18 protein-coding genes are annotated in these 20127 nt (G+C 73.0%); 7 read left to right on the forward strand and 11 right to left on the reverse strand.

Features of this window, described 5'->3' with window-relative positions; genetic code table 11:
• Positions 1-5: 5 nt before the first annotated feature.
• The 3 genes from efeO to K329_RS0104735 all read right to left on the reverse strand — a co-directional run bounded on the left by efeO (position 6) and on the right by K329_RS0104735 (position 2877).
• Positions 6-1196, reverse strand: coding sequence for an iron uptake system protein EfeO (efeO, locus tag K329_RS0104725; RefSeq protein WP_028472160.1), 1191 nt, complete (start codon positions 1194-1196; stop codon positions 6-8).
• Positions 1193-2074, reverse strand: coding sequence for an iron uptake transporter permease EfeU (efeU, locus tag K329_RS0104730; RefSeq protein WP_028472161.1), 882 nt, complete (start codon positions 2072-2074; stop codon positions 1193-1195). Before efeU ends, efeO begins: the two co-directional genes overlap by 4 nt.
• A gap of 86 nt (positions 2075-2160) precedes the next feature.
• On the reverse strand, positions 2161-2877 hold the full coding sequence (locus K329_RS0104735; protein ID WP_028472162.1) for a DsbA family oxidoreductase: 717 nt from the start codon (positions 2875-2877) through the stop codon (positions 2161-2163).
• A 109-nt stretch (positions 2878-2986) separates the two neighbouring features.
• On the opposite strand from K329_RS0104735, the gene K329_RS0104740 reads away from it, so the two are divergent.
• Both K329_RS0104740 and K329_RS0104745 read left to right on the forward strand, forming a co-directional pair.
• The gene (locus tag K329_RS0104740) at positions 2987-3913 is read left to right on the forward strand and encodes an ABC transporter ATP-binding protein (protein WP_043642021.1); all 927 of its coding nucleotides are present in this window, start codon (positions 2987-2989) and stop codon (positions 3911-3913) included.
• Positions 3910-4731: an ABC-2 transporter permease gene (locus tag K329_RS0104745; RefSeq protein WP_028472164.1), complete on the forward strand. Its 822-nt coding sequence runs from the start codon at positions 3910-3912 to the stop codon at positions 4729-4731. Before K329_RS0104740 ends, K329_RS0104745 begins: the two co-directional genes overlap by 4 nt.
• 105 nt (positions 4732-4836) lie before the next feature.
• Here K329_RS0104745 and ilvC read toward each other — a convergent pair whose 3' ends face one another.
• The 4 genes from ilvC to K329_RS0104765 form a co-directional block, all read right to left on the reverse strand.
• The gene (gene ilvC / locus K329_RS0104750; RefSeq protein ID WP_028472165.1) at positions 4837-5862 is read right to left on the reverse strand and encodes a ketol-acid reductoisomerase; all 1026 of its coding nucleotides are present in this window, start codon (positions 5860-5862) and stop codon (positions 4837-4839) included.
• A gap of 82 nt (positions 5863-5944) precedes the next feature.
• Positions 5945-6499 (reverse strand): acetolactate synthase small subunit, encoded by a 555-nt coding sequence (gene ilvN, locus K329_RS0104755; protein ID WP_028472166.1) that lies wholly within the window; start codon positions 6497-6499, stop codon positions 5945-5947.
• Positions 6499-8286 carry an acetolactate synthase large subunit gene (locus K329_RS0104760; RefSeq protein WP_425411470.1) on the reverse strand — a complete coding sequence of 596 codons (1788 nt, stop codon included), beginning with the start codon at positions 8284-8286 and terminating at the stop codon, positions 6499-6501. Before K329_RS0104760 ends, ilvN begins: the two co-directional genes overlap by 1 nt.
• Before the next feature lie 305 nt (positions 8287-8591).
• A complete protein-coding gene (locus K329_RS0104765; RefSeq protein WP_028472168.1) occupies positions 8592-9257 on the reverse strand; it encodes a VOC family protein in 666 nt (221 codons plus the stop codon).
• Positions 9258-9491: 234 nt separating this feature from the next.
• Here K329_RS0104765 and K329_RS24600 point away from each other — a divergent pair, with 234 nt between their 5' ends.
• Positions 9492-12764 (forward strand): S8 family peptidase, encoded by a 3273-nt coding sequence (locus K329_RS24600; protein ID WP_169721566.1) that lies wholly within the window; start codon positions 9492-9494, stop codon positions 12762-12764.
• Positions 12765-12985: 221 nt separating this feature from the next.
• Here K329_RS24600 and K329_RS29325 read toward each other — a convergent pair whose 3' ends face one another.
• Positions 12986-13735 (reverse strand): anti-sigma factor domain-containing protein, encoded by a 750-nt coding sequence (locus K329_RS29325; RefSeq protein WP_052336349.1) that lies wholly within the window; start codon positions 13733-13735, stop codon positions 12986-12988.
• Positions 13732-14244, reverse strand: a complete 513-nt coding sequence (locus K329_RS24610) for an RNA polymerase sigma factor (protein ID WP_043642026.1) — start codon at positions 14242-14244, stop codon at positions 13732-13734. The genes K329_RS29325 and K329_RS24610 overlap by 4 nt, the downstream gene beginning before the upstream one ends.
• A gap of 287 nt (positions 14245-14531) precedes the next feature.
• Here K329_RS24610 and K329_RS0104785 point away from each other — a divergent pair, with 287 nt between their 5' ends.
• Together K329_RS0104785 and K329_RS29330 are read left to right on the forward strand one after the other, a co-directional pair.
• Positions 14532-15263: a CHRD domain-containing protein gene (locus K329_RS0104785; protein WP_028472169.1), complete on the forward strand. Its 732-nt coding sequence runs from the start codon at positions 14532-14534 to the stop codon at positions 15261-15263.
• A 200-nt stretch (positions 15264-15463) separates the two neighbouring features.
• On the forward strand, positions 15464-15913 hold the full coding sequence (locus K329_RS29330) for a class F sortase (protein ID WP_245596432.1): 450 nt from the start codon (positions 15464-15466) through the stop codon (positions 15911-15913).
• 3 nt (positions 15914-15916) lie between these two features.
• On the opposite strand, the gene K329_RS24620 is transcribed toward K329_RS29330, so the two are convergent.
• Entirely contained in the window at positions 15917-16657 is a 741-nt protein-coding gene (locus K329_RS24620; protein WP_052336351.1) for a GNAT family N-acetyltransferase, read from the reverse strand.
• Positions 16658-16756: 99 nt separating this feature from the next.
• Here K329_RS24620 and K329_RS30710 point away from each other — a divergent pair, with 99 nt between their 5' ends.
• The gene (locus tag K329_RS30710) at positions 16757-17314 is read left to right on the forward strand and encodes a PadR family transcriptional regulator (protein WP_028472170.1); all 558 of its coding nucleotides are present in this window, start codon (positions 16757-16759) and stop codon (positions 17312-17314) included.
• A complete protein-coding gene (locus tag K329_RS24625) occupies positions 17302-18834 on the forward strand; it encodes a DHA2 family efflux MFS transporter permease subunit (protein WP_342665398.1) in 1533 nt (510 codons plus the stop codon). Before K329_RS30710 ends, K329_RS24625 begins: the two co-directional genes overlap by 13 nt.
• Positions 18835-18855: 21 nt before the next feature.
• Here K329_RS24625 and K329_RS24630 read toward each other — a convergent pair whose 3' ends face one another.
• Positions 18856-20127: a kynureninase gene (locus tag K329_RS24630; protein WP_052336352.1), complete on the reverse strand. Its 1272-nt coding sequence runs from the start codon at positions 20125-20127 to the stop codon at positions 18856-18858.

Below are 20127 nucleotides of genomic sequence, written 5' to 3' on the forward strand. Positions count from 1 at the left end.
GGTCGTCAGGAGACCACGGCAGCGGTCAGCAGCGACAGCGGCTCGGAGAGCGCGTTCACCGCGTCCGACAGCTCGCCGCGCTGCTCGTCGCCGACCGTGTCGTAGGAGACGAAGCCGTCACCCTCGCGCAGCGCGTCGAGGAGGGCCTGCAACGACGCGAACTCGTCGTCGAGGGTCGTGGCCAGGTCGGGGTCGCTGCTCTCGACGAGCGGGCGCACGCCCTCGTAGGCCACGCGGGCGCCGTCGACGTTGGCCTGGAAGTCCCAGAGGTCGGTGTGCGACCAGGCCTCCTCCTCGCCCGTGATCTTGCCGGTCGCGACCTCCTCGAGCAGGCCGCGCGAACCGTTGGAGAGGTCGTCGATCGTGTACTCGGTCTCCGCGACCAGCGCGACGAGCTCCTCGGTCTTGCCGACGAGGTGCTCGGTGTACTCCGTGCGCTCGGCGTCGGTCATCGGCGTGTAGCCGACCGCGTCCTCGGGCCACAGCTCCTTCTCCAGGCGGTGCCAGCCCGTCCACTCCTGGTCGGGCTCGAGGTCGGCCTCGCGCAGGTCCATGTCGGGGTCGAGCGTGCCGAACGACTCGGCCACGGTCTCGATGCGCTCCCAGTGCACGCGGGCCTCCGGGTAGAGGGCCCGCGCGGCGTCGTCGTCGCGCGCCTGCACGAGGGCCGCGAACTCCTCGGTCTTCACGAGCAGCTGACCGGCCTGGTCCTCGACGTACGCCGCGTAGTTCGCGAGCGCGTCGTCGACGACGGCCTGGTCGTCCTCGGAGACCTCGACCTCCTCGTCGGAGGTGGTGACGGCGAAGTCGGCGCGGATGCCGTCGCCGACCATGCCCGGCTTGCAGGCGGTCTGGTAGTCGCCCTCGACGGCGTTGACGGTCAGCTTCGCGCTCGTGTTGGGCGCGATGTTCTCGACCTCGCCGACGATGCGCAGGCCGTCGCCGTCGAGCAGGTAGAACTCCGTGACCTCGTCGCCCGAGTTCGTCACGTCGAACGTGAGGGTGCCCGCGGGCGCGTCGGTCGCGGAGACCTCGCAGCCGTCGTCGGACGCGGTGACGCTGAGCGCACGCGTGCCCTCGGCGGCGTCGTCGGGGTCGACGTTCTCGGTGCAGCCCGCCACGAGGAGGGCGAGCGGGGCCGCGGCGGCGACGACCGCGAGGGTGCGCCGGGCACCGGGACGCAGGGAGCGGGTCATGCGATTTCCTTCTGCTGGGTGGGAGCGGCCGGCGAGGTGCCGGGGGCCGCCGGGCGCCGTCGTACGGCGCGGAGGAAGAGGAACATCACCGGCACCAGGTAGCCGACCCAGGCGATCGCCTCGAGCCACGTGGTCTGCGGGGAGAAGTTGAGGACGCCCTTGAGGAGCGTGCCGTACCAGGACCCGGCGTCGTACCAGCTCGTCACGTCGAAGGCGAGGCTGTTGAGGCCGGGCAGGAAGCGGGCCTCCTGGAGGTCGTGCACGCCGTACGCGAGCACGCCCGCGGCCACGACCACGAGGAAGCCGCCGGTCCAGGTGAAGAACTTGCTCAGGTTGAGGGTCACCGCGCCGCGGTAGAGGCCGAAGCCGATGGCGACGGCCGTGGCGAGGCCGAGCACGACGCCGAGGACGGGCTCCCAGGTCGGGACGCCGTCGGCCGTGCCCTCGCCCGTCACCGACCGGCTCGTGGACCACACGATGAGCGCCGTCTCGAGGCCCTCGCGACCGACGGCCAGCACGGCGATGAGCACCAGCGACCACGGCTTGGCGTCGACGGCCCCGTCGACCTTGCCGCGCAGCTCGCCCGCCATGCTCCGGGCATTGCCCGCCATCCAGAAGATCATCCAGGTCACGAAGCCGACGGCGACGATGGAGAGGCTGCCGCCGATGAGCTCCTGGGCCTCGAAGGTGAGGCCGCGCGGGCCGAAGGTGAGCGCGGCCCCGAAGGCGAGGCTGACCGCGACGGCGACCGCGACCCCGGCCCACACCTTCCAGAGCAGGGCACGACGCCCCGTCTTCACGAGGTAGGCGACGAGGATGCTGACGACGAGGGCGGCTTCGAGGCCCTCACGCAGGCCGATCAGGTAGCTGGCGAGCACGAGATGGGATGCTATCCCCATATCGGCGAAAAGGTGAGGCCAGCCTCACCTTGGTCGTGCGCGGTGCGTCACGCACCGCGCCGGCATCAGATCGCGCAGCCGTCCGGACCGCACGCGGCGGCGTCGTCGGACGCGCCCGGCACGGTCGCCAGCGTCGGGTGGCTCTCCGCCCACGCCTGCTCGAGGGCCTGCGTGAACACCTCGGCGGGCTGGGCGCCCGAGATGCCGTAGCGGCTGTCGACGACGAAGAACGGGACGCCGGTCGCGCCGTACGCCCGCGCCTGGGCGATGTCGGCGGCGACCGCGTCGGCGTACTCGTCACCGGCCAGCACCGCGTCGACCCGGCCCGCGTCGAGCCCGGCGGCCAGGGCGGCGGCGCGGAGCACGCCGTGGTCGCCCACGTTCTCCGCACGCAGGAAGTACGCCGAGAGCAGCTCCTCCTTCAACGCCCGCTGCTGTGCCGGACCCCCCTCGGCCAGGGCCAGGTGGAGCAGGCGGTGCGCGTCGACCGTGCGGGTGTGCACGTTGTCGAAGAGCCGCATGTCGAGGCCCTCGAGCTTCGCGGTGTCGATGAGGCCCTGCTGCATCTGCCGCATCTCGGCCTCGCTCTTGCCGTACTTGCGGGCGAGGACGCCCGTCGTCAGCTCGTGGCCGTGCTGCGGGGCGGAGGGGTCCAGCTCGAACGAGTGGTAGACGACCTCCACGTCGTCGGCGTGGTCGAAGCCCGCCAGCGCCGTCTCGAGACGGCGCTTGCCGACGAAGCACCAGGGGCAGACCACGTCGGACCAGATGTCGATGCGCATGACCCGTCCAACCCCGGGCCGCCGGCCGGCATTCCCCGGGGTCCGCTCAGGGTCGGGCCAGGCATCTCCCCGATGTGCGCGGCACCTGCGGAGGACGAGGCTCGGACCCATGATCGATGTCACCGCGCTCACCAAGACGTACGGCGCCCACCGCGCCGTCGACGACCTCACCTTCACGGCCCGCCCCGGGCGGGTCACCGGGTTCCTGGGCCCCAACGGCGCCGGGAAGTCGACCGCCATGCGGATGATGGTCGGCCTCACGCCGCCCACCTCCGGCACCGCCACGGTCTGCGGTCGCCGCTTCGCCGACCTGCCCAACCCGCCACGCGAGGTGGGGGTGCTGCTCGACGCCTCGGCCCAGCACGCCGGCCGCACCGGCCGGGAGATCCTCACCATCGCCGCCCGCACCATCGGCCTGCCGATCTCCCGGGTCGGCGAGAGCCTCGAGCAGGTCTCCCTCACCGCCACGGAGGCCGACCGCCGGGTGCGCCACTACTCGCTCGGCATGCGCCAGCGTCTCGGCATCGCGGCCGCGCTGATCGGCGACCCCGACGTGCTCATCCTCGACGAGCCGGCCAACGGCCTCGACCCCGCCGGCATCCGCTGGATGCGCGACGTGCTGCGCGGGTTCTCGCAGCGTGGCGGCACGGTGCTGCTCTCCTCGCACCTGCTCGGCGAGATCGAGGTCGTCGCCGACGACATCGTCGTCATCGGCCACGGGCGCATCGTCGCCCAGGGCACGAAGGCCGAGCTGCTCGCCGGCGCCGGGACGTTCGTCGTGCCCGCCGACCCGGCGGACGCCGCGACCCTCGTGCGCGCCTGCACCGACGCCGGGGTCGAGGTCGTGCGCGACTCCGACGGCGGCCTGCGCGTCGAGGCCGAGGCCCCCGCCGTCGGCCGGCTCGCCCACCGCGCCGACGTGCCGCTCGCACAGCTGCGGGCCGCCGACGGCGCCGGTCTCGAGGAGATGTTCCTCCAGCTCACCGCCGACACCCAGCGGGAGACCCCCGCGCCCCTGAGAGGAGCAGCAGCATGAGCACGACCCTCACCCCGGCACCCGCCGCACCGACCGGCACGCCGGCCCGGGCTCCGCGGACCGACCTGACGCGCCCGCCGTTCGGCCGCCTCGTGCGCGTGGAGGCCCGCAAGACCTTCGACACCCGGGCCGGTCTCTGGCTGTCCGCCTCCATCGTCGTGCTCGCGGTGCTGGCCACGGGCGCCGTGATCGCCTTCGCCCCCGACGAGGCCCTCACCTACGAGCAGTTCGCCTCCGCGATCGGCATCCCCATGGCCGTGATCCTCCCGATGCTCGCGATCCTCTCGATCACCAGCGAGTGGAGCCAGCGCAGCGGGCTCGCCACCTTCACGATGGTCCCGTCCCGGGGGCGGGTGATCGCCGCCAAGGCCGTCGTCAGCCTGCTCGTCGGGGTGGTCTCGATGGTGGTGGCCCTCGGCGTCGGCGCGCTCGGCACCCTCGTCGGCTCGCTCCTCACCGGGCTCGACCCCGTGTGGGACGTGTCGCCGAGCGAGTTCGCCTCGCTCGGCGTCGCCAACCTGCTCGGGATGGCTGTCGGCTTCATGCTCGGCGTGCTGCTGCGCAGCTCGCCCGCCGCGATCGTCGGCTACTTCGTCTTCACGTTCGTCGTGCCGACGCTCTCGATGACCCTCGCCGCGTTCCAGGACCGGTGGGCCGACGCCCAGCCGTGGGCCGACTTCGGCTACGCCCAGACCGCCCTCTTCGACGGCTGGCCCGACGGCGAGCAGTGGGCGCAGCTCGGCGTCTCCTCGCTCCCCTGGCTGGTGCTGCCGATGCTGGTCGGGCTGTGGCTGGTGACCCGCTCCGAGGTGAAGTGATCGCGGGCCACGCTCCCCGGAACGACGAACGCCTCCGGTCCCCGCGCGGGGACCGGAGGCGTTCGGGTGCGTGCGGGCCGCGAGCGGCGCCGTACGGCGTGACGATCAGCGAGCGGCGGAGCCCTCGGTGTAGTCGGCGTCCTGCTGCTGCCACGCGAACTGCGCGCGCAGGGTCTTGCCGGTGGCCTCGATCGGGTGACCGGCCTCCTCCTCGCGCAGCTTCTTGAACTCCGGCGCGCCGGCGTCCTGGTCGTCGATGAAGCGCTTCGCGAAGGCACCGCTCTGGATGTCGGCGAGGACGTCCTTCATGCGGTCCTTCACACCGGCGTCGACGATGCGCGGGCCGGAGACGTAGTCGCCGTACTCGGCCGTGTCGGAGATGCTCCAGCGCTGCTTGGCGATGCCGCCCTCCCACATGAGGTCGACGATGAGCTTGAGCTCGTGCAGCACCTCGAAGTAGGCGATCTCCGGCTGGTAGCCGGCCTCGGTCAGCGTCTCGAAGCCCGCCTGCACGAGGTGGGACATGCCGCCGCAGAGCACGGACTGCTCACCGAACAGGTCGGTCTCGGTCTCCTCGGTGAAGGTCGTCTTGATGACGCCCGCCCGCGTGCCGCCGATGGCCTTGGCGTAGGACTTCGCGAGGTCCCAGGCGGTGCCGCTGGCGTCCTGCTCGACCGCGATGATGTCGGGGATGCCGCGACCCGCGACGAACTCGCGACGCACCGTGTGGCCCGGGGCCTTGGGCGCCACGAGGACGACGTCGACGCCGGCGGGCGGCTGGATGTAGCCGAAGCGGATGTTGAAGCCGTGACCGAAGACGAGCGTGTCGCCCTCGGCGATGTTCGGCTCGATCGACTCCGTGTAGAGGTGGCGCTGGACCTGGTCGGGCGCGAGGACGACGATGACGTCGGCCTCCTCGACCGCGGCCGCGGGGGTGAGGACGCGCAGGCCCTGCTCCTCCGCCTTGGCGCGGCTCTTCGAGCCCTCGGGCAGGCCGATGCGCACGTCGACGCCCGAGTCGCGCAGGTTGAGCGCGTGGGCGTGGCCCTGGCTGCCGTAGCCGAGCACGGCCACGTTCTTGCCCTGGATCAGGGACAGGTCGGCGTCGTCGTCGTAGAACATCTCAGCCACGTCGGGCTTCTCCTTCTGGTTGGACTGCTGGGTGGGGTACGTCGGGGGCCGGGCCCGGGGGTCGCTCGCGGGTGCGAGCGCCTCAGACCACGACCGCGGCGGGGGGCGCCGGCACCGCGACGGGCACCGGTCGGATCGTGCGTTCGGTGATGGAGCGGGAGCCGCGTCCGATGCCGACCATGCCGGACTGGACGAGCTCGCGGATCCCGAAGGGCTCCAGGATGCGGAGGAAGTCGGCGAGCTTCGCCGAGTTGCCGGTGATCTGGATGGTCACCGCGTCGGGCGCCACGTCGACGACCTTCGCGCGGAACAGCTGGACGGTGTCGAGCACCTGGCCGCGGGTCTCCGTGTCGGCCCGCACCTTGACCATCATCAGCTCGCGGCTCACCGAGTTGGTGGGGTCGAGCTCGACGATCTTGATGACCTCGACGAGCTTGTTCAGCTGCTTGACGACCTGCTCCATCGGCGAGGACTCCACGTCGACGACGATCGTCATGCGCGAGATCTCGGGGTGCTCCGTCGGGCCCACCGCGAGGCTGTCGATGTTGTAGCCGCGACGGCTGAACAGGCCGGCGATCCGGGCCAGGACGCCCGGCTTGTTCTCCACGAGAACGGACAGCGTGTGCTTGTCGGTCATCAGAGGTCGTCCTCGTCGAAGTCGGGCGCGAGGTCACGCGCGTACTTGATGTCGTCGTTGCTCGTGCCGGCGGCGACCATCGGCCACACCATCGCGTCGCGGTGCACGCGGAAGTCGACCACGACGGGCACGTCGTTGATCTCCATGGCCTTGTTGATCGTCGCGTCGACGTCGCCCGGGCTGTCGCACGAGAGGCCCACGCAGCCGTAGGCGTCGGCGAGCTTCACGAAGTCGGGGATGCGCTTCGAGTGCAGGTCGGTGTTGGAGTAGCGCGAGTTGTAGAACAGCGTCTGCCACTGCCGCACCATGCCGAGCGACTCGTTGTTGATGATCGCGACCTTGATCGGGATGCCCTCGATGGCGCAGGTGGCGAGCTCCTGGTTGGTCATCTGGAAGCAGCCGTCGCCGTCGATCGACCAGACCGTGGCGTCGGGACGACCGACCTTCGCGCCCATCGCGGACGGGACGGAGAAGCCCATCGTGCCGAGGCCGCCCGAGTTGATCCACGTGCGCGGGTTCTCGTACTGCACGAACTGCGCGGCCCACATCTGGTGCTGGCCGACGCCGGAGCAGTAGACCGCCTCGGGACCGGCGATCGCGCTCAGCCGCTCGATGACGTACTGCGGGGCGAGCGAGCCGTCGGTCGGCGCGTCGTAGCCCAGCGCGTACTTCTTCTTCACGCCCGCGAGGAAGGCGACCCACGCCTCGTAGTCGCCGGTGTGGCCGGCGTCGGCCTGCGCGGTCAGCAGCGCCAGGAGCTCGTTGATGACCTCCTTGGCGTCGCCGACGATCGGCACGTCGGCGTGGCGGTTCTTGCCGATCTCGGCCGGGTCGATGTCGGCGTGGATGACGAGCGCGTTCGGCGCGAACGAGTCGAGGTTGCCCGTGACCCGGTCGTCGAAGCGCGCGCCCAGGCTGATCATCAGGTCGCTCTTCTGCAGGCCGGCGACCGCGGCGACGGTGCCGTGCATGCCGGGCATGCCGAGGTGCTGCGGGTGGCTGTCGGGGAACGCACCGCGGGCCATCAGCGTCGTCACGACCGGCATGCCGGTGAACTCGGCGAGGCGGAGGAGCTCGCGGTGGGCGTCGGAGCGGATGACGCCGCCGCCGACGTACAGCACCGGGCGACGCGCCTCGAGGATCAGCTTGACGGCCTCGCGGATCTGCTTGCTGTGGGGCCGCGTCACGGGCCGGTAGCCCGGCAGGTTGATGCCGGTCGGCCAGTCGAAGCTCGTCATCGCCTGCAGCGCCGACTTCGCCACGTCGACCAGCACGGGGCCGGGGCGACCGGTCGAGGCGATGTGGAAGGCCTCGGCGATCGTGCGCGGGATGTCGGCCGGGTCCGTGACGAGGAAGTTGTGCTTGGTGACCGGCATCGTGATGCCGCGGATGTCGGCCTCCTGGAAGGCGTCCGTGCCGATCATCGCCGCGCCCACCTGGCCCGTCACCGCGACGAGCGGCACCGAGTCCATGTGCGCGTCCGCCAGCGGCGTCACCAGGTTGGTCGCGCCCGGGCCCGAGGTGGCCATGCAGACGCCCACCTTGCCGGTGGCCGCGGCGTACCCCTGGGCGGCGTGGCCGCCGGCCTGCTCGTGGCGCACGAGGATGTGGCGGATCTGCGTGGAGTCCATCAGCGGGTCGTAGGCGGGGAGGATCGCCCCGCCCGGGATGCCGAAGATGGTGTCGACGCCCGCGTTCTCCAGCGACTTCACCAGGCTCTGGGCCCCGGTCATCTCCGGGGCGGATGCCGCGCTCTGCTCACTCATCTGACGCATCTCTCTGGTCAGCCGCAACGGTGCGGCGGGTTCGTGTCGTCCGGGTCCGGCTGTTCGACGTCACCGATGGTCCTCCACCGTGCTCCGCCCAACAAAAAACCCCTCGGCCTGACGGCAACGAGGGGTGGACGCGGGAACTTCGACCTGTGGGTCTCAGCTCACGCGTCGCGTGCATACGAGAAGGTTCATGCGCATGCGCCTACGGTCGCCGTCAGACGGTGACGACGTCAACCCACTCTGCCACGCATTCCACATCCTGGTACGGCGGTCCCAGATGCCGGGCACCTCCCCGGCGTCGGGGAGGTGCCGCGCCGAGATCAGTCGCGGTCCTGCCAGGTGCACACGCAGGCCTTGTTGCCCTGGGCGTCCGCGAGCACCCAGAAGGCCCGTGCGGCGCTGTCGCTGACGAGCGTGCCGCCCGCCTCGAGAGCGGCGGCCACCCGCGCCTCGGCCACGTCGTGCGGCACCGTGATGTCGAGGTGGAAGCGCATCCGGCCCTCGGGGGCACCCGCCGGCTCCGGTGCGCACTCCTGGAACCACAGGGCCGGCACCGTGCCCGTGCCGTCGGTGAGCTCGTGGGGCCGCGCGTCGTCGTACGAGAGTCCGAGGACCGCCTGCCAGAACGGGCGCACGGCGGCGAGGTCCGGGGTGTCCAGCGCGATCTCCAGCACCTGCACCGACGACGGCGCGGGACGGGCGCCCAGCTCGGCCGCCAGCTCGCTGACCCGACGGGCGAGGGCCACGTCGCGCTCCGTGACGCCCCCGACGTCGTGGCTCGACGTGGCGACGGCGAGCGCGCCGTACCGCAGGTCGAGGTCGGGGTGGTGGTCGACCTCCTGGACGTGCTCGCCGATCGCGGCGACGAGCGCGAGCCCGACGGCGTAGTCGTCGTACGTGAAACGGGCGTGCAGGCGCCGCAGCAGGAAGCGCCAGTCCGGGAGGTCGGCGTCGAGGATGCGGTCACCGTCGAGGGTCGCGTTCATGTCTCCATGTGACCACCGACCGGGGACAGCCGGGAAGGGAGACCACCCCTGGCGCGTGGGGGCCGGCCCCCACCGAGCAACCCCGCGGTGGTCACGTTCTGGAAAATTCCCCTCCCTGACGCTGTCCCGGGAGGGGATCACGGATCTACAGTGCACGAACCGCCGGAGCTTTTCCGGCCGCGGACACTCGGCCCCGCGGACGCCGGCGGGACCGATTCGAAAGAGAGTTCTCGGGTGTCCATATCTCGATCACATCGGTGGGTCGGCCTCGCCGCGCTCACCCTCGGGGCGACCATGCTGACGGCAGCCCCCGCCACGTCCAGCCCCGCGGAGCCCGGTGACGGCGCCACCCCGCTGGACATCCCCGCCCCCGCCGCGCCCGATCTCGAGCGCGCGAAGATCTCCCCCTCCCTCGACCTCGACGCCACCGAGCAGCAGACGGTGTTCGTCCAGCTCGAGGGTGCCGGTGCCGCCGACGTGGCGGCCCAGGGCTCGCTGCGCGGCGTGACCCCGAAGCGTCGTGCGGAGAACCGTCGCGCGGAGGTCCAGAACGACGCGGAGTCCGTGGTCGACACGGCCACCGCCGCCGACCCGTCCGCCGTCGAGGTCTACACGGTCAGCAACGCCGTCCCCGGCGTCGCCGTCTCGACCGACGCGGCCGGCATCGCGGCCATCGCCGAGCGTGACGACGTCGTCCGCGTCTCGCGGGTCACGCGCCACACGATCGACAACGCGAACACCGCCGGCCTCCTGCGCGCCAACAACGTCTGGTCGGCCTCGGCCAACACGGGCGAGGGCGTGAAGATCGGCATCATCGACACCGGTATCGACTACACGCACGCCACCTTCGGCGGCGCGGGCACCGTGGAGGCCTTCGAGGCCGCCGCGGCCACCTCGACCGAGCCGGGCTGGGCCGAGGGCCTGCCCGCGCTGGGCCAGGCCAAGGTCGTCGGCGGCTACGACTTCGCCGGTGACGACTACAACGCCGACCCCACCTCGCCGGACTACAGCCCCGTCCCCGTGCCCGACGACAACCCGCTCGACTGCGAGGGCCACGGCACGCACGTCGCGGGCAGCGCCGGCGGGTACGGCGTCCTCCCCGACGGCTCCACGTTCGCCGGCAACTACGCCAACGTCGGCCCGAACACGCTCCGCGGCCTGAAGATCGGTCCCGGCATGGCGCCGAAGGCCGAGCTCTACGGCCTCCGGGTGTTCGGCTGCGGCGGCAGCACCGACCAGACGATCGCGGCGCTCGACTGGGCGCTCGACCCGAACGGCGACGGTGACTTCTCCGACAAGCTCGACATCGTCAACATGTCGCTGGGCTCCTCCTACGCCCCGACCGACGACCCGCAGAACGACGTCGTCGACGCCCTGACGCGCCACGGCGTGCTCACCGTCGCGTCCGCCGGCAACGAGGGCGACCTCACCGATGCGGGCGGCTCGCCGGGCAGCGCGACCAGCGCCCTCACGGTCGCCAGCTCGGTCGACTCCCAGGAGCGTCGCGACGCCGTGCGCGTCACCGCCCCGTCCAACGTGGCGGGCACCGCTCTCGGCCAGTTCTCGCAGGCCTACGACTACCTCAACAACGGTCCGACGGGCGCGCCCGTCTCGGGCGCCGTCGCCGCCCTCCCCGGCGCCAACGCCGACGGCTGCACGGCGCTGACCCCCGAGGAGGCCGCCCTCGTCGCCGGCAAGGTGGCGTGGCTCGAGTGGGACGACGTCGACGCGACCCGTCGCTGCGGCTCCGTCGCCCGTGCCGACAACCTCACCGAGGCGGGCGCCGTCGGCGCCATCTTCACGAGCAACCTCGACGTGTTCGCCGCCGGGATCTCCGGCAACGCCGCGATCCCGGTCATCCAGCTGACCGGCTCGGAGACGGCCCGCCTGCGTCCCCTGGTCGCGGCCGGCACCCTCACCGTCGAGTTCGACGGCGCGCTCGCGCAGAGCGTGTCGACGTACAACAACGGCATCACCGACACGATCTCCGGCTTCACCTCGCGTGGTGGCCACGGCTCCTACAACGGCGTCAAGCCCGACGTCGCCGCCCCCGGTGACACGATCAGCTCCGCCGCCGTCGGCTCCGGCGCCGGCAGCGCCACGCTCTCCGGCACCTCGATGGCCGCCCCGGTCACCGCCGGTGTCGCCGCCCTGGTGATGGCGCAGAACCCCTCGTGGGCGCCGCTCGAGGTCAAGGCCGCGATGATGAACACGGCCACCAACGACCTGTTCGCGGGCCTCAACCGCACAGGCAGCCGCTACGGCCCCGCCCGCGTCGGCGCCGGTCGCATCGACGCCCGCTCGGCCACCACCGCCACGACGCTCGCCTACACCACCGGCGAGAACAACCCGGTCTCGGCCACCTTCGGCGTCGTCAACGCGCCGGTCACGACGGCCAAGGTGACCAAGCAGAAGACGATCACCGTGCGCAACCTCTCGTCGCAGTCGCGGACGTACGCGGTCGCCTACGAGCCGATCACCAGCCAGCCCGGCGTCGCCTACACGGTGTCGACGTCCTCGGTCACCGTGCCGGCGCGCTCCACGCGCACGGTCACGCTGAACATGGTCGTCTACCCCAACCGGCTCGCCCGCGTCATCGACCCGACGATGCAGACGAACCAGGTCGGCGCGCCCCGCCAGTACGTCAGCGCCGCCTCGGGCCGCGTGACGATCAAGCAGGGCACCACCCCGGCCGTCCGGGTGCCCGTCTACGGCACCGCCCGCGCCAACTCGACGACCACCTCGGCCGTCCAGGGCGACCAGCTCGTGCTCTCGGGTGCGGGCGTCAACCAGGGCAACGACCCGGCGGCGCGCCAGCGCTCGCTGGTGTCGGTGCTCGAGCTCGGTGCCCGCAGCGGCCAGCTGCCGGTCTGCACCGGCGGCGCGGTCTCCGGCTGTGTCGACCAGGACTCCGACCGCGGTCAGGACCTCCAGCACGTGGGGGCCGGCGCCGACGACGACTACCTCTGGTTCGGCATCGACACCTGGGGCGACTGGGCCACGGTCGGTCGGATCAACATCCCGTTCGTCGACTTCGACGTCGACGGCGACGGCGCTCCCGACTACGAGGTCTACCTGCAGTTCTTCGCCGACACGGACGTGCTCTACGCCGTGACGGTGGACCTCAACACGGGCGAGGAGGTCGACGCACAGCCGGTCAACTTCTTCGACGCCAACGTGGACACGAACGTCTTCGACACGGACGTGGTGCTCCTGCCCGTCCTGAAGGAGAGCGTGGGTCTCCCGAGCGACGGCAGCAGCGCCCCGATCACGTACGTGGCCGGGATCGCCGACGCCTTCGCCGGTGGCACCGCTGACGCCACCGGGGCGATCGAGTTCGACGCCGGCACCCCGGCGGTCGCCACCCAGGGTCCGCTCTTCGTGGACACCAACGGCGCGACGATCGACCTGGTCGGCACGGGCGGCGCGGACGCCCTCGTGCTCCACCTCTACGGTGCACCGGGTCGTCGCGGCGAGGTCGTGACCGTCCCGGGGGGCGCCTCCTGACCGGGGGCTCCACCCGCAGCACCTGACACGACACCGGCCGTCGGCCCCCGCGAGGGGGTCGGCGGCCGGTGTCGTGCGTGGGGGTGGACCGGTCGCGGTGTCAGCGACAGGGCGGACGGGGCGCGCACACCGCAACCCAATGGGGGCGGACCGGTCGCGGTGTCAGCGACAGGGCGGACGGGGCGCGCACACCGCGACCCGATGCGGGGCGGCGTGGAGCGTCAGGTCGCGACGGCGGGGAGCTCGGCGGAGCGGACCACGGTGCCGTCGGGCAGCTGGATCCGGAGCACGCGGACGTCCTCGCGCAGGATCGCCGCGTTCACGCTGCAGTGGATCTCGACGGCCGAGCCGAGGAACGCACCCGCGCTCACCTCGGTGCCGTCGGCGTCGAGGAAGACCACGTCGTACACCTGGCCGGGAGGGAGCCCCTCGACGTCGAGCACGGCCTCGGTGCCCCAGGTGTGGGCGACGAGGGCGGCGTCGACGTCGGCGGGGTCGTCGTCGGCGGCGAACGCCACGGGCTCGACGGCGCCCAGCGTGCCGGGCGGGCCCTGGACGGCCAGGTCGTCCTCCGCGGTGTCGTCGGAGACGAGCTGCTGCACCCCGAGCGCTCCCCCGGCCCCGACGGCCACCAGCGCGACCGCGGCGGCGACCATGCCGAGCCGACGGCGCGGCGCGGACGGACGAGCGGACGGACGAGCGGACGGACGGGCCGACCCGCTCCCCTCGGTCGAGGCCAGGACGGCCCCCGCGAGGGCGGGCGACGGCTCGTCGTCACGCCACGCGGACGCACCGGGGCCCGGGGCCAACGCACCGAGGCGGTCGCTCACGGCGCGCAGCTCGTCGATCTCGGCCTGCACCCGTGGGTCGCTCGCCCGGAGGGCGTCGAGCTCGGCGCGCTCGGCGTCGTCGAGGTCGTCGGTCACGGCGGCGGCGACCAGCTCGTCGCGGCGTTCGTCAGCAGTGCTCATGCGTCTCCCTCCTCCTCCTCGAGTATCGCGCGCAGCGCCCGCAGGGCGTGGAACATCCGGGTGCGCAACGTGGGCACGGGCACCCCGTCACGCTCGGCGAGCTGCTCGTAGGTGAGTCCCTCGAGCCGGACCGCCACCACCACCCGGCGCTGCGGCTCGCTGATCTGGGCCAGCGCCCACAGCAGCGTCATGTGGGCGTCGAGACGCTCGGGCTGGTCGGTCTCGTCGGGCACGCGGGCCAGCTCGTCGTCCCCCACCGCGCGCAGCGGCCGGCGGCGCCGGGCCCGCACGTGGTCGACCACGACGTTGCGGGCGATCGCGAACAGCCAGGTGCGCAGGCTCCCCCGCGCCGGGTCGAAGCGGGCGCGGGCCTGCCAGGCCCGGGTGAACGTGTCCTGCACGCACTCCTCGGCGAGGTGGCGGTCCTGGGTCGCGTTGACCGCGAAGCCGAAGAGGTCGCGCCCGTGCAACCGGTAGGCGGCGGCGACGTCGAGCTCGTCGTCCCCCATGCCCACCTGCTCCCCGCTCCCTGCACGCTCCGTCGCGCCCGGCCGTCCGGGCTCCTCGGGGGCCAACCTAGCGACCGCCCCCGCGACCCGTCGTCCACCCACGTCGGGGGGCGACGCCACGGGGAGCGCGAGCGAGAGGGCCATGCCGGGGGTACGTCGGGCCGCGGCGCCGCGTTCACCGGTGGTCGGCAGAAAATTCTCGGAACCGGGTGAACGCGGGGCCGACCCGCGTCGTACACCCCGTCACGAGGGCACCGGACCGGGGCCCGCGAACGACGGGAAGATCGATGACGACGCAGAAGACGCACCGACGCTCCACCCGACTGGCCGCCCTCGCCGTGGCCGCGCCCCTGGCCGTGATGGCCGGCGCCGCGCCGGCCTCCGCCGAGACCGAGGTCGACCGCCCGGACACGTTCACGAGCGCCTACACCGTGATGGCGACGCCCGACACGATCATCAACAACGACGGCGAGGCCGTGCCCGGCCAGGACGGCGCCACCGGCACCTTCACCTTCATGGTCAACTCCGACGAGGAGATCATCTGCTACGACATCACGCTCGAGGGCGTGACGGGCGAGTACGAGAGCCCGGCCAAGACGGCCACCCACATCCACGAGGCGACCGCGGGCAACCCCGGCCCGCCGCGCATCTCGTTCCCCAACCCCACCGGTGAGGGCGACACGCGCACCAGCAGCGGCTGCCTCCAGGGGCCGTTCACCACCGGCCTCGCCCCCGAGGGCACCGACACCGGTGACGGCTTCACGCTCGCCCAGATCGAGGCCGACGGTGGCTCGGGCTTCTCGGCCGACACGCACACGGCCGAGTTCGCCGCGGGCGCGGTGCGCGGCCAGCTGCAGGAGATCCCGGTCGGCGGCGTCGACACCGGCGCCGGTGGCCTCGCGACCGCCGCCGGCGAGTCGGGCTCCGGCACCGCCGTGCTGCCGCTCGCGGCCACCTCGCTCGGCCTGCTCGCCGCGGCCGGCGTGATGCTGCGCCGTCGCGTCGGGGCGCTGCGCTGAACCTGCACCGCCCCCTCGGCCTCCGGCTGACCGGGTCCGTCCTGCTCGTCGCGCTCCTCACGGGGTGCGGCGGGCAGGACGGCGCCGCGGGGACGTCGGTGACCGAGGCACCACCGGGGACCACCACGAGCGCTCCCCCGCCCGCGCCGACGCCCGCACCCACGTCCGCGCCGACGTCCGCCCCCGGGGAGAGCCAGGAGATGGCTCCGGCCGACCCGACCGCCGTGACCATCCCGGCCATCGGGGTCGACGAGCAGCTCATCGACCTCGGCATCGCCGCCAGCGGCGAGCTCGACGTGCCGGCCGACGCCGCGCGCGTCGGGTGGTTCACCGGCGGCGGGCGACCCGGCGGCCCCGGTCCCACGGTGCTCGTCGGCCACCTCGACTCGGCGACCGGCCCGGCCGTCTTCGCCGACCTGCCCGACCTGGTGGCGGGCGACGAGGTCACCGTGACGACGGAGGCCGGCACGACCGTGACCTACGCCGTCACGCGCACCGAGGACTTCCTCCAGGCCGACTTCCCGACCGCGGCCGTCTTCGGCGCCACCGCGGGCGACCAGCTGCGCCTCATCACCTGCACGGGCCCGTACGACCGCGCGGCCGGTCGCTACACCGAGAACCGGGTCGTGTTCGCGGAGCCCGTGGCCTGAGCCTCAGGCCCTCGGCCCACGCAGCTCGACCAGGCCGCGGCGCTGCCGGCCCTCGTCGTCGTGGTTCGCGGGGTCGAGCCACGCGTCGTACGACGCGCGCAGCGCCGGCCACTCGTGGTCGACGATCGAGAACCAGTCCGTGTCGCGGTTGCGGCCCTTCGTCACGACGGCCTGCCGGAACCGGCCCTCGTGGGTGAACCCGAGGCGCGCCGCCGCACGCCGTGACGGCGCGTTGAGGCTGTCGCACTTCCACTCCAGGCGCCGGAAACCGTGGGCGAAGACCAGGTCGGCGAGCAGCGCGACCGCCTCGGTCGCGGCCGTCGTACGTCGCAGCGCCGGGCCCAGCAGGATCCAGCCGATCTCGGTGGTGCCGTTCGGCAGGTCGGTGCGCATCAGGGACATCCGGCCCTCGGCCCGTCCGGTCGACGCCGGCACGACGGCCCACGTCACCATCGCGCGGTCGGCCGCCACGGCCGCCACCCGCCGCGCGGTCTCGGCCACGTCCCCCGGCCGCTCCTCGGGGAGGTAGGTCCACGACGCGTCCTCCTCGGGCGTGGCCGTCGCGGCGTGCAGGTCGCTCACGTGGTCGGCCGAGAGCGGCTCGAGGCGCACCCACCGGCCCTCGAGCACGTCCGGCGACACCGCCGTCGCGCCCGCCCAGTCCAGCGGCGCCCCGACCGGCTGCCCGTGCCCGCTCTGCCCCTGCCCGTCCCGCCCGTGCTCCTGCTCCTGCTCGGAAGTCATGCCCGCACCCTACGGAGGCGCCGCGTCTGGACACCGGCGTCCCGGCGCGCCTATATTCCACGCGGAATATTCATCGTCGAATGATGGGGGGACGCACCCATGGCGCTCACCCCGATCGCCGTCGCCTCGCTGGCGCTCCTCGCCGAACGACCCATGCATCCTTACGAGATGTACCAGCTGCTGCTGGCCCGTCACGAGGACCGCATCCTCAAGGTCCGGCCCGGCTCGCTCTACCACGCCGTCGAGCGCCTGGCGGCCGCCGAGCTCGTCGTCACGGTGGGCACGGACCGCGAGGGCAACCGGCCCGAGCGCACGACGTACGCCGTCACCGACGCCGGTCGCGCCGCCCTCACCGCGCGGTTGCGCGACCTGCTGCGGGAGCCTGCGCCGTCCTACCCCGAGCACGTCCTCGGCCTCGCCGAGGCCCACAACCTGCCCCGCGACACCGTCGTGGCCGACCTGACGGCGTACGTCGCGACCCTGCGCGCCGACCGCGACGAGATCGGCGCGCTGCTCGACGACGCGCGTCGGCGCGACGTGGCCGAGGCCTACTGGATCGAGGGCGACTACGCCCTCGCGCTGCGCACCGCCCAGATCGACTGGCTCGACACCCTCGTCGCACGACTCACGACCGGAGACCTCCCGTGGCCGACCTGACCCCGCCCGCACCCGCCGGGCGCACCGACACTCCCCCGGAGACGAACCCCTGGCCCGCCCTCTGGGCGATGGTGATCGGGTTCTTCATGATCCTCGTCGACTCCACCATCGTCTCGGTGGCGACGCCCGCGATCATGACCGGCCTCGACACCGACGTGAACAACGTCATCTGGGTGACGAGCGCCTACCTGCTGGCGTACGCCGTGCCCCTGCTCGTGACCGGCCGCCTCGGTGACCGCTTCGGGCCCAAGCACGTGTACCTCGTCGGGCTGACGCTCTTCACGCTGGCCTCGCTGTGGTGCGGCCTCACCTCGAGCGTCGAGGGCCTGATCCTGGCGCGCGTGTTCCAGGGCTTCGGCGCCTCGATGATGACGCCGCAGACGATGGCCGTCATCACCCGCACGTTCCCCGCCGCCCGCCGCGGCGGCGCCATGGCCCTGTGGGGCGCCACGGCCGGCGTCGCCACGCTCGTCGGACCGATCCTCGGCGGCGTGCTCGTCGACGGCCCCGGCTGGGAGTGGATCTTCTTCATCAACGTGCCCGTCGGCGTCGTGGCGTTCGTGCTCGCCTGGCGCCTCGTGCCGTCGCTGCCGACCCACAGCCACCACTTCGACTGGCTCGGTGTCGTGCTGAGCGCGGTCGGCATGTTCCTGCTGGTCTTCGGCATCCAGGAGGGCGAGAAGTACGACTGGGGCACGATCAGCGGAGTCCTCTCCGTGCCGCTGCTCATCGGCGCCGGCCTCGTCGTGCTCGTGCTGTTCGTGCTGTGGCAGAGCCGCATCCGCACGGAGCCGCTCGTGCCCCTCGGCCTCTTCCGCGACCGCAACTTCTCGCTCGCGAACACGGGCATCACGCTGGTCTCCTTCGCCATCACGGCGTTCGCGTTCCCGTTCACGCTCTGGGCCCAGGCCGTCCGCGGCTACAGCCCGACCGAGACCGGTCTCCTGCTCGTGCCGATGGCGATCTGCACCGGCTTCCTCGCCCCCGTCGTCGGGCGCCTCGTCGACCGCGCCCACCCGCGCAGCATCACGCTGGTCGGCTTCACCGCGTCCGCCGCGGCGCTGCTGTGGCTCAGCCGCGTGATGACGCCGGACACCCACGTGTGGCAGATCCTGCTGCCGCTCGGCCTGTTCGGCGTCGGCAGCGCGTTCCTCTGGGCGCCGCTGAGCACCACCGCCACCCGCAACCTGCCGCTCTCCTCGGCCGGGGCGGGCGCCGGGGTCTACAACACGACCCGCCAGGTCGGCGCCGTGCTCGGCAGCGCGGCGATCGCCGCGCTCATCCAGTCGCGCCTCACGGCGAACCTGCCGGGGGCGGGCGCGTCCGTCGAGCAGGTGCAGACGGGCGGCGGGGCGATGCCCGGCGCGGTCGCCGGCCCGTTCTCCGACGCGATGGCGCAGGCCACGCTCCTGCCCGCGGCAGCGCTCTGCGTGGGCATCCTCGCCGTGCTCTTCTTCAAGGCTCCCCAGCACGCCGGGCACGGGGCCAGGGCCGAGAAGACCGCCGACGCCCGGGCCTGAACCCGCGCCCCGGCGGCGGGGTCACGCCGCCAGCAGGTCCCGCACGGCGGCGAGCCCGCGCCGTACCTCGTCGAAGCTCGTCGACAGCGGTGACAGCCCGATCCGCAGGCCCCCGGGGTCGCGGTAGTCGGGCAGCACGTCGGCCGTCCACAGCGCGGCCACGACCTCCCGCATGCGCGGGTGCCGCAGGGTGACGTGGCCGCCGCGCCGGTCGGGGTCGCGCGGGGTGGCCAGCTCGACGCCGTACGGCGCCAGCCACGCGTCGGCGAGCTCGATCGCGTACGACGTGAGCCCCACCGACTTGGCGCGGACGGCGGTGATCGCGTCGCCCCCGCTCGCCCCGCCGACCTCGTCGAGCAGCCCGAGCAGGTCGGCGAGCGGCTGCATCGCGAGCACGGACGGCGTGCCGGAGAGGAACCGGCGCATCCCGGACGCGGGCGTGTGGCCGGGACCCATCGCGAACGGGTCGGCGTGCCCCATCCAGCCGGCGATCGGCTGGGCCAGCGAGCCCTGGAGCCGCTCCGCGACGTACACGTAGGCCGGGGACCCGGGCCCGCCGTTGAGGTACTTGTAGGTGCAGCCGACCGCCACGTCGACGTCGTCCGCGTCGAGCGCGACCGGCACGGAGCCGGCGGAGTGGCAGGTGTCGGCGAGCACGGTCGCGCCGACGGCGTGGGCCGCCGCCGTGACGGCCCCGAGGTCGACGAGGTGGCCGGAGCGGTAGGCGACCTGGCTGACCACCACGACCGCGGTCCGCCCCCCCAGCACCTCGCCGAGCGCGTCGACCTCGATGCCGCCGTCGGTCGGCACCTCGAGCCACCGCACGGTCAGCCCGCGCTCGGCGGCGACGGCCTCGGCGACGTACCGGTCGGTGGGGAAGTTGTCGGTGTCGACCACGATCTCCGTACGGCGCGGGTCGCGCGCCCGGGCGTCGTCGACGAGCGCCCGGAGCATCTTGTAGAGCAGCACCGTCGTGGAGTCGCCGATGGCCGTCTGCCCCGGCGCGGCGCCGAGGGCCAGGCGGCCGAGCTCGTCGCCGAGCGTGAGCGGCAGGTCGAACCAGCGCTCGTCCCAGCCCCGGATCAGGCGCCCGCCCCACTCGTCGGTGACGAAGCCCGCGAGCCGCTCGGCGGTGACGGCCAGCGGCCGGCCCAGCGAGTTGCCGTCGAGGTAGACGAGCGGCGTCCCGGCGCCGACGAACCGCTCCCGGTACGACGCCAGCGGGTCCGCCGCGTCGAGCGCGGCGGCGTGCGCCGTACCCGTGCGGTCGGCCCCGCCGGCGGAGTCGGTCAC

The organism is Nocardioides alkalitolerans DSM 16699, from assembly GCF_000426525.1.
GTDB lineage: Bacteria > Actinomycetota > Actinomycetes > Propionibacteriales > Nocardioidaceae > Nocardioides > Nocardioides alkalitolerans.